This is a genomic window from Actinomadura sp. HBU206391 (genome assembly GCF_014323665.1).
GTDB lineage: Bacteria > Actinomycetota > Actinomycetes > Streptosporangiales > Streptosporangiaceae > Actinomadura_C.
Genome location: NZ_JABVEB010000235.1, coordinates 1 through 8069 on the forward strand (window position 1 = coordinate 1; position 8069 = coordinate 8069).

Annotated in this window: 9 protein-coding genes; 2 read left to right on the forward strand and 7 right to left on the reverse strand. The window is 70.8% G+C overall.

All coding sequences use genetic code 11. The features are described from left to right. Positions 1-13: 13 nt before the first annotated feature. Positions 14-124, forward strand: a complete 111-nt coding sequence (locus tag HKK72_RS32380; RefSeq protein WP_410050364.1) for a hypothetical protein — start codon at positions 14-16, stop codon at positions 122-124. Positions 125-207: 83 nt separating this feature from the next. On the opposite strand, the gene HKK72_RS32385 is transcribed toward HKK72_RS32380, so the two are convergent. From HKK72_RS32385 to HKK72_RS32395, 3 genes are all read right to left on the reverse strand, one after another. Further along, a complete protein-coding gene (locus tag HKK72_RS32385) occupies positions 208-1494 on the reverse strand; it encodes a C39 family peptidase (protein WP_187238240.1) in 1287 nt (428 codons plus the stop codon). Between the two features lie 312 nt (positions 1495-1806). After that, positions 1807-2286: a hydrogenase maturation protease gene (locus tag HKK72_RS32390; protein ID WP_222721412.1), complete on the reverse strand. Its 480-nt coding sequence runs from the start codon at positions 2284-2286 to the stop codon at positions 1807-1809. A 171-nt stretch (positions 2287-2457) separates the two neighbouring features. Then, a complete protein-coding gene (locus tag HKK72_RS32395) occupies positions 2458-3084 on the reverse strand; it encodes a LysE family translocator (protein ID WP_187238241.1) in 627 nt (208 codons plus the stop codon). A 230-nt stretch (positions 3085-3314) separates the two neighbouring features. On the opposite strand from HKK72_RS32395, the gene HKK72_RS32400 reads away from it, so the two are divergent. Beyond that, a complete protein-coding gene (locus tag HKK72_RS32400) occupies positions 3315-3986 on the forward strand; it encodes a response regulator (protein ID WP_187238242.1) in 672 nt (223 codons plus the stop codon). A gap of 83 nt (positions 3987-4069) precedes the next feature. On the opposite strand, the gene HKK72_RS32405 is transcribed toward HKK72_RS32400, so the two are convergent. The 4 genes from HKK72_RS32405 to HKK72_RS32420 all read right to left on the reverse strand — a co-directional run bounded on the left by HKK72_RS32405 (position 4070) and on the right by HKK72_RS32420 (position 7943). Further along, a complete protein-coding gene (locus tag HKK72_RS32405) occupies positions 4070-4765 on the reverse strand; it encodes a response regulator transcription factor (RefSeq protein ID WP_187238243.1) in 696 nt (231 codons plus the stop codon). Then, positions 4762-5520: a sensor histidine kinase gene (locus HKK72_RS32410; RefSeq protein ID WP_187238244.1), complete on the reverse strand. Its 759-nt coding sequence runs from the start codon at positions 5518-5520 to the stop codon at positions 4762-4764. The genes HKK72_RS32405 and HKK72_RS32410 overlap by 4 nt, the downstream gene beginning before the upstream one ends. A 192-nt stretch (positions 5521-5712) precedes the next feature. Further along, a complete protein-coding gene (locus tag HKK72_RS32415; protein ID WP_187238245.1) occupies positions 5713-7500 on the reverse strand; it encodes a thiamine pyrophosphate-requiring protein in 1788 nt (595 codons plus the stop codon). Positions 7501-7616: 116 nt separating this feature from the next. Further along, positions 7617-7943, reverse strand: coding sequence for a hypothetical protein (locus HKK72_RS32420; RefSeq protein WP_187238246.1), 327 nt, complete (start codon positions 7941-7943; stop codon positions 7617-7619). Positions 7944-8069 lie beyond the last annotated feature (126 nt).

Below are 8069 nucleotides of genomic sequence, written 5' to 3' on the forward strand. Positions count from 1 at the left end.
CGTCGCCGGCGCGCTGGCCTGGGGCGTGGTCATGGACGGCTTCCACCCGGACCGCTGGGACATCGCCGGCGCCCTCGTCTGCCTCGCGGGCGTCGCCGTCATCATGTACGCCCCACGCGGCTGACCGTCACTCCGCTACAGGACCGCGCCGCCGAACGCACCGGCCGTACGGAGGACGAGCCGCGCTCCTCCGTACGGCCGTGGCGCTCACCAGTTCGGCGTCAGACCGGGCACGTTGCGCGGCAGCGGCCGGCTCTTGGGGTGGATGACGTACGAGACGCCGCCGGTGCTGCGCTGCCAGACCTTCTCGAAGGCCGCGCGCGGATAGACGCGGCGCACGGCGTCGTTGGACGGCGATGCGGGGTCGTTGGCGATCACGTCACCGGTCCTGGTGAACCCGATGATGACCATCAGGTGCCCGTTGGTGCCGTAGCCGGCGCCCGGCAGTTCCTCCGCGGTGAACGACTGCGAGGTCACGATCGGGATCCCGGCCTTGATGAACCTCTCCAGCTCGGTCAGCGAACGCAGCCGCGTGACGAACCCGTCGAGCCCGAAACGCCCCGCGTAGGCGGTGTTGAACGGCCAGTTCCCGGCGCCCTCGTAGGTGTAGTCATAGGTGTGCCGGGCCGCGTAGTCGACCCACGGGTCGGCGTAGGACGGGTCCACCCACGCGTAGTCCGCCGGCTTGGGCCCGCGGCGGTAGTACGCGACGACCATCGATGTGGAGGTCGGGCTGCACCACGCCTCGCCGCCGCCGTCCCACTCCGGGTACTCACCCTTGTGGATCTCCTGCGAGAAACGCGGCACCTTCAGCTCGATGCCCTGCGCTCCACCGGGAGGGCCGGCCGGGTAGTCGGTCCGCTCGGGGACCGCCGAGGCCATGGCGCCGAGCATTCGCACCGCCGGCCGCGCGTGCGAACCCGGCAGCCGGTAGAGCGTCGCGCGCAGCTGGTAGGAACTGATCGTCGTGCCGCTCGTGGAGACGAACGTGTCGGTGTAGATCGTGCCGTCGGCGTCACGCTGACCGTTGACCGACGTCCGGTGCAGATCCTCGTCCCCCTCGGCCCACCGGCCCATGACGTACCACTTGGTGTCGTGACCGGTGCTGGTGTGCGCGCGCATCTCCACCTGGAGCCAGGTGCCTCGCGGCGCCGCGGCCGTCCAGGACGCCACCAGTTCGGTCGCGCCGAAGCCGATGGCGCGCACCGGTGACGTCCAGCGCGCGTACTCCCAGGTCTTGGTGCCGCTCCCGAACGGATCGGTGTAGTCCAGCGTTCCCACCGGCCGGTGGAAACGCAGCGTGTGACCGTTCGCGGTGCCCTCGCGCACGCCACCGGAGAAACGCGCGAACCGGTGGAAGGAGACCTGCGAGGGCGCCTCGGCGGTCGCCGAGGGCACCGCCGCCGTCCGCGCCTGCGCGGACGGGCTCAGGGTCAGCGTCGCGGCCGTGGCGCCAGCGACGAGGACGGACACGAGCCTGCGGAGGTGGGGCATATGCTCTCCTGTTCACGCGCCCGGAGGGACGCTGCATCGGACGGAACAGTGTCGGACGGAACAGTGTCGGACCGAACAGTGCGGACGCGGCGCCCTGTCCGCGTCGTGCGCCAGGACGTGCGGGGGGGCGAAAGGGTCTTCCCTGCCCGGCCGGCCCGTACGGCTGTTTTCGCATATGTGAAGAGCACGCGGTGGCCGCGGCATCTGGTCCTCAAGCCCTCAGACCTTACCCCGAGGGATCATTCGCGGATGGTCATCCTGCGCCGGATCCACTGTGCGAGCTTTGTCCTTTTCTGGCCAGGTGCAGTGACCTCAGCTGGTCTGACCCGGCGTCTCGAGGGTCTCCACGAGCAGTTGCCGCACGATCGACACGGCCTCGTCGACCGCCCGCGCGACCGGCGCGGTGAGCCCCACCCCGGCTCCGACCTCGGCGGGTTCGCAGCCGACCACGACGACTCTGGCGATGTCGCCGCCGAGGGTCTGGAACATCGCGACCGCGGCGTTCAGCGACTTCTCGGCGCCGTCCACGGCGGCGTGGCGTCCGGCGTGCGAACCGTCGGCTTCGATGACGTACAGCGTGCCCGGGTCGCCGCCGCGCTCGACGGTGTCGATCAGGATCAGGAACTCGCATCCGTGGAGGAGGTGGGCGGCCAGCCGGCCGGCGTGGGGTCCGAAGTCGATCACCTGGACCCCACCGGGCAACGGCTCGCCGGCGAGCCGCCTGGCCACCTCGACCCCGAATCCGTCATCGCTCAGCAGAACGTCTCCGACGCCGGCCACCAAGGCCTTCACAGGGCGAACGCATGAGGCGCGGTGACCGCATCGCGTACTGCTGCTGCATGAAAACACATCGGGAACGTCCTCTTAACGCAGTATGGGCACAGTAGGGGCCAAACTACGCTGAGAAACTCGCATGTCAACGCGTTGAAACGAATCGCTATGCAAAGGCTTTCTCGCTGGGCTTCACGTACGGCGAGGGCCCGCGAACGCGGTGGCGGCGCCGAGACCCAGATAGACGATGCCCGTCGCATACCGCCGGCCGCGCCGGAAGCGAGGACTCCTGCGCAGCAGCGCACCCAGCGAGCCGGCGCCTATCGCATAGGCGACGTCGGTCGTGAGCCCGATCAACGCCAGCACCAGCCCCAGCCCGATCACCTGCAACGGGATCGATCCGGCCCCCTGGTCCACGAACTGCGGCAGGAAGGCCAGGAAGAACAGAATGGTCTTGGGATTGAAGATGTTGACCACGACGCCCTCGAGGTAGACGCGGCTCAACCGCTGCGGCCGGATCGCCTGCTCGTGATCGTCCTCACCGCGTTTCAGCAGCGTACGAATGCCCAGATAGATCAAGTAACCGGCACCGGCATAACGCACGACGTTGAACGCGGTGGCGGACGCCGCGATCAGCGCCGAAAGGCCGGCGGCCGCCGCGACGATGTGCACGAGCGTCCCCGTCTCGACACCGAGGGCCGACGCGATTCCCGCCCGGCGCCCGGCGCCGATGCTGTGCGTGGTGATGTACAGATGGTTGGGCCCGGGCACGGCGACGATGGCGCCGGTCGCCGCGACAAAGATCGCGAAGTTGGTCATACCGGCAAGTCAACCGCTTGACCGGCGGCCGCAGGAGGTCCATTCGGGGCCGCGCTTCGTGGACCAATCGACGGGCGGCCGGCCTGAGGCGAAGGACCGGCCGGCCTGAGACGGAAGACCGCCCGGCCGCGGCGCACCGCGCACGCACGGCCGGCACCGGCCGACCGCGGGGTCGTGGAGTACAGCGTTTGCGGGATCCGCTCGAGCGGATCCGGGGTCATCGTCGAGACATGCCCTCGACCCGGGTCCTCATCGTGGACCATCACACGCTGTTCGCCGAGGCCTTCGCCATCCGGTTGCGCAGGGAGCCCGACATGGTCGTGCTCCCGATCGCCGTCGACGCCCGCCGGGCGTTATCGCTGATCGCCACCGAGCATCCAGAGGTCGTGGTGCTCGATCCGATGCTCGGCGCCGAAGACGGGCTCTGTGTGCTGGACCACCTGCGCAAGCGGCATCCGGGCGTACACGCGGTCGTGCTCTCGGCGGTGGCCGACGCGAGCGACATCGTACGGGCGGTACGGCACGGCGCGGTCGGCTACCTGTCCAAGGCCGAGAGCGCCGACCGGGTGGTCCAGGTGATCCGCCACGTGGCCCGGCGGGGCGGATGGATCCCGCCGGACGTGCTCGGGGACGTGCTGCGCGACCTCACGGCCGGCGAGCCCGACCCCGGCGGCGTCCCTCCGGAGCTCGCCGGGCTGACCCCGCGTGAGCTCGAGGTCCTGCAGAGCATGGTGGACGGGCTGAGCCGCAACGAGATCGCGGCCCGTTTCGGACTGTCGGCCAACACGGTCCGCACCCACGCCCAGAACCTGCTGGCCAAACTCGGCCTGCACTCGGCGCTCGAGGCCATCACTCTCGCCATGCGCGCCGGGATGCGACCCGGCGACGGGGGGTTCCCGTGACTCCCGGCCCCGTCCCCGGCCGCGGCGACCCCCGTCCGAGGGCTATGCGGCGGGGCCGTCCGGCCGGGCGGCCGGGCGGGCGCTCACGACAGCAGCCACTCCCCGGTCTCCACACTCACCATGCCGTAGCGGGCGGCCTCGATGACCGCCTCGCGCTGGGAGTGCACGCCGAGCTTCGTGAGCACGCTCTGCACGTGGCTGCGGGCCGTGCTCCGCGTCACGCCCATGGCCTTGGCGAGGGTCAGCGTCGACTCACCTCGGGCCAGCCGGGTCAGTACTTCCCGCTCGCGCGGGGTGAGGAACCGCGCGGCCTGCTGCGCCTGGCCCCGGGGTCGGCCGGTCGTGGCGGGGCGGCCGGCGCCGCGGTCGTGCACCAGGCCGCGCGCCACGTCGCGGGTCCGGTCGCGGACCGGGTTGCGCTCGCCCGCGTGGATCCGGGCGAGGAGCGCGACGAGGTCGCCTGCCTGCTGGCCCTTGTGCGCGAATCCGTGCACCCCGGCGCCCGCGCCCGCGTCGACGACCTGGCTCTCCAGGAACCCGGACAGGATGACGAACCGCGTCGCGGGGGCGGCCGCGTGGAACTCGGCCATGCGGCCGAGCACGGTGCCGGCCGGAAAGCACAGATCGATCAGGCAGACGTCGGCGGGACGCCGCCGCAGCGCGGCCAGAGCGTCGTCGGGATCGTAGGTGACCCCGACGACGGTGTGCCCCGCGTCGGCCAGGACGAGCGCGAGCGAGTCGGCGAAGACGGCGTGGTCGTCGCAGAGCAGGATCCTCATTGTCCCTCCGAAGAGCCGTGCTTGGCCGCGGGCAACAAGATGCGGACGGCCGCGCCGCCCATCTCACCGCGGCGGATGTCGAGGCTGCCGCCGTAACCGGAGACCAGGTCGTGCGCGATGCCGAGGCCCATCGACGCCGTACCGGCCGGGCCGAAACCGAATCCGGGTCCGTCGTCGTCGATCTGCACGCAGATCCAGCCACGCCGAGCCCGGACCCGGACGTCCACCCGGCTCACGGCGACCCGGCAGGCGTTGTCCAGGATGTTCCGCACCGCCCGCCACAGCGAGAGCTCGTCCACGCAGGCCCAGACCGGCTCGCCGTCGAAGTCGACCTGGTGCGGTGTCGCCAGCCGCAGGCCCGCCACCACCTCGGCGACCAGTTCGTCCGCCCGGATCCGTTCAGGGCGGCGAACCGGCGCGTCGCCGTCCTCGTCGAGCTGCCGCAGCAGGTGGTCCAGCCACCGGGTCTCGCCCAGCAGCTGCCCGACCCGCTCCTTGCTCCTCGGGCCGACATCGTCGGACACCATCACGGCCGACGCCAGCATGATGATGGTGCCGAGCTCATGGCGGATGTCGTGCCGCACCCGGCGCCGCCAGAGGGCGGGATCGCCTGCGGCGTCCTCGACCTCGACCTCGGCCGGAGTGCCGGCGTCCGGCCCGTCGGCGTCCGGCCCGTCGGCATCCGGCCCGCTGACGGCCGGCCCCCCGACGCCCGGCCGGCCCGGCGAGAGCGGCCCAAACTGGCCCTTCATCATGGGAAACCTCAGTTCGTTCAATCGTCAGCCATCGAGACGGTCACTCTGTAAGTCGCCGATGTCCACGTGAATGCCCGGACCGGACACGCACATGGCCGTAAACGGTCAACCGGCGGCCTCGCGTCAACGGATCCGCCCTGGTGAGCGTCCGAGGGCGCGGGTGAGCCGGGGCCGGCGGTGAGAAGGCCGCCGTCACAGAGGCCGGTACAGCTCCTGGACCTTCGTCTCGAGCCCCTTCCTGACGACGTCCCATCGGTCCGGGTCGCCCTTGACGACGGCCTCCACCATGTCCTTGATCTGCTCGAAGTCGACATGTGGCGGAATTGGAGGGATGTCCGGATCGGTATGGATGTCGAGCAGCACCGGCCGGTCGGCGCGCATCGCGCGGTCCCACGCGGGCGCCACCGCCTCGGGCTTCTCCACCTCGATGCCCTCCATGCCGAGCGACCTGGCGAACATCGCGTACGACACGTCGGGCAGGCTCTGCGACTCCTCGAACTTCGGCGCACCGGCCATGGCGCGCATCTCCCAGGTGACCTCGTTCAGGTCGTTGTTGTGCAGCACAGCGACGATGAACCGGGCATCCGGCCACTGCGGCGCATGGCGCTTGACCGTGATCAGCTCGGCCAAGCCGTTCATCTGCATGGCCCCGTCGCCGACGAGCGCGATCACCGGCCGGCCCGGATGGGCGAACTTGGCCCCGATCGCGTACGGCACCGCGCACCCCATGGTGGCCAGCGTTCCGGACAGCGAGCCCCGCACACCGTTCCGGAAGCACAGGTTCCGGGCGTACCAGTTGGCCGCCGACCCCGAGTCGGTGGTCACGATCGCGTCGTGCGGCAGCCGCGACGACAGTTCCCAGAACGGCAGCATCGGGTTGATCGGATCGGCCTCCACGTGGGCCTGCCGTTCTACCGTGGCCCACCATCGGGAGACGCTCTTCTCGATCCTGTTCCGCCAGGTCCGGTCCTGTTTCCGCCGCAGTCTCGGGATCAGCGCCCGCAGCGTCACCGCCGCGTCCCCGATCAGCGGGACCTCGATCGGATAGCGCATCCCGATCAGCCGGCCGTCCACGTCGATCTGCACCGCGCGGGCAACGCCGAACTCCGGCAGGAACTGGCTGTACGGGAAGTTCGAGCCGACGATCAGCAGGGTGTCGCAGTCGCGCATCAGCTCATAGGAGGGCCTGGTGCCGAGGAGCCCGATCGCACCGGTCACGAAGGGCAGATCGTCGGGCAGGACGTCCTTGCCCAGCAGCGCCTTGGCCACCCCGGCCCCGGTGATGTCCGCGGTCTCGACCACCTCCGGCGCCGCCGCACGGGCCCCCTGCCCGATGAGCATGGCGACCCTCTCGCCCGCGTTGATCACCTCGGCGGCGCGGGCGACCTCGGTCTCCGGAGCGCGGGTGATGGGCCGCGCGTAGCCGGGCGGCGAAGACGGCACGTACCGCAACGCCTGCGCCGGGATCTGGTAGGGCTCCTCCTGTAGGTCGACCGGAACGATCACGCAGGTGGGTGCGCGGTCCGCGAGCGCGGTCCGGATCGCCCGGTCGATCAGGTTGGGGAACTGCGGGGCCACGGTGGCCATCTGCACGTACGCGCCCGCCACGTCCTTGAACAGCGCCGGCAGGTCGATCTCCTGCATGTAGTCGCCGCCCAGGGCGGTGCGCGCCGTCTGCCCGACCACGGCGACCACCGGCACATGGTCGAGCTTGGCGTCGTAGAGCCCGTTGATCAGGTGAGCGGCGCCGGGGCCGCTGGTCGCCATGCAGACGCCGGGCCGTCCGCTGAACTTGGCGTACCCGACGGCCGCCAGCGCCGACATCTCCTCATGCCTGCTCTGGACGAACCTCGGGCGGTTCCCCGCCTTCTCGAAGGCGGCGAGGAGCCCGATAATGCCGTCCCCGGGGTATCCGAAGACGAACTCGACCCCCCACTCCCGTAACCGTTCGAGCAGGTGGTCCGCGACGGTGAACACCATGGTGGCCTCCTTCGCCGGTACGGATCTCCACTCCGCTCGACGTTCCCCGGGCCTGTCGTTCAAACCTGTCGTTCAAACCTGGCGGGCGCCGGACGTACCCCCGGTGACCTGCGGCTTCAGCCGATCCGTATGGCCTCCGGCGATCGAGTGGGATGCCGGCGGCGCTCCGTCAGCCGGAACAGCCGGAACAGCAGAAAGATCAGCAACGGAACCGGCGGGATGATCACCCCGGCGGCGGCCACGGCCACGATCCAGCTGCCGAGCAGGACGGCGAAGATCACGTACCGGGCCACGCCGGTATCCGGGTTCGACCAAAGTGCGACCGGCAGGCCGACCTCCGGGGCGAGCCGCTCCCGCCGTGCGGTGCCGGCGTCACGGCCGTCGCCGGCACCGCGCGCATCGCGGGCGTCGCGCGCATCGACTTCGAGCGTCAGCGCTGTCATGGAAAGCCCTCCCATCCCGTGGCCCTGTCATCGTCGCGGCCTGAGTGGGGCGTGTCGTCGGGCGCGCGGAGGCGATGCCGATCATCCGTGCGGAGGACGGCCGTCACGGCCGCTACTCCACCGGCG

What these genes read in the sequence shown, in the direction of transcription:
- HKK72_RS32420 (WP_187238246.1), bottom strand. Translation starts at nt 7,943, where the DNA reads ATGACAGCGCTGACGCTCGAAGTCGATGCGCGCGACGCCCGCGATGCG.
- HKK72_RS32395 (WP_187238241.1), bottom strand. Translation starts at nt 3,084, where the DNA reads ATGACCAACTTCGCGATCTTTGTCGCGGCGACCGGCGCCATCGTCGCC.
- HKK72_RS32410 (WP_187238244.1), bottom strand. Translation starts at nt 5,520, where the DNA reads ATGATGAAGGGCCAGTTTGGGCCGCTCTCGCCGGGCCGGCCGGGCGTC.
- HKK72_RS32400 (WP_187238242.1), top strand. Translation starts at nt 3,315, where the DNA reads ATGCCCTCGACCCGGGTCCTCATCGTGGACCATCACACGCTGTTCGCC.
- HKK72_RS32385 (WP_187238240.1), bottom strand. Translation starts at nt 1,494, where the DNA reads ATGCCCCACCTCCGCAGGCTCGTGTCCGTCCTCGTCGCTGGCGCCACG.
- HKK72_RS32405 (WP_187238243.1), bottom strand. Translation starts at nt 4,765, where the DNA reads ATGAGGATCCTGCTCTGCGACGACCACGCCGTCTTCGCCGACTCGCTC.
- HKK72_RS32415 (WP_187238245.1), bottom strand. Translation starts at nt 7,500, where the DNA reads ATGGTGTTCACCGTCGCGGACCACCTGCTCGAACGGTTACGGGAGTGG.